This window comes from Clostridium sp. AF28-12, assembly GCF_003435225.1.
GTDB lineage: Bacteria > Bacillota > Clostridia > Lachnospirales > Lachnospiraceae > Pilosibacter > Pilosibacter fragilis.
Window position 1 is genome coordinate 1 of record NZ_QWGJ01000078.1, and the last position, 600, is coordinate 600.

Below are 600 nucleotides of genomic sequence, written 5' to 3' on the forward strand. Positions count from 1 at the left end.
TTACTGTAAGAATAACCTTTACGCTCCAGATAGACTTTCATACTCCGATAGCCGTCAACTCCATTGTGCGAATGATATATTTCCTGAATCTGTGCTTGGACTTCGGCTTTAAGGGTATAATAATCCGCCTTCCGGTGTTTCCGGTAGTTGTAATAAGCATTTGGGCATATATCCAGCCGTCCAAGCAGCCAGCGAATGCCAAATTCATTATGATATTGTTCGATGAATCGATAAGCCTCTAATCGATTTCCTTTGCAAAGAATGCCGCCGCTTTTTTTAAGAAAAGATTCTCCTTACGAAGTTCTTCGTTTTCTCTTTTGAGTCTGAGCATCTCCTTCATGTTGTCATAATCTTCTTTGGCTTCCGGGCTTGACTGGCATTCTTTACTAAACTCGCTACACCACTTAGAAATGCTGGCTTTCGATACCCCATACTCAGCGGTGATGCTTTTGTAGGTACGACCTTCCTCTTCATGAAGACGTACTATTTTTTTCTTAAATTCGGGTGTGTAACTTTGTGGCATGATAATTACCTCTTTTCTCTATTGGATTTATTATATCTTATTAGCCACTACTGTTACAACGTTAGTATAGCACTTCA

At 40.0% G+C, this 600-nt stretch carries 1 pseudogene; it reads right to left on the reverse strand.

The annotated features are described in order from the left end of the window. Positions 1–523, reverse strand: a pseudogene (locus tag DWY93_RS17745) (transposase); the annotation flags it as partial. Positions 524–600: the final 77 nt, after the last annotated feature.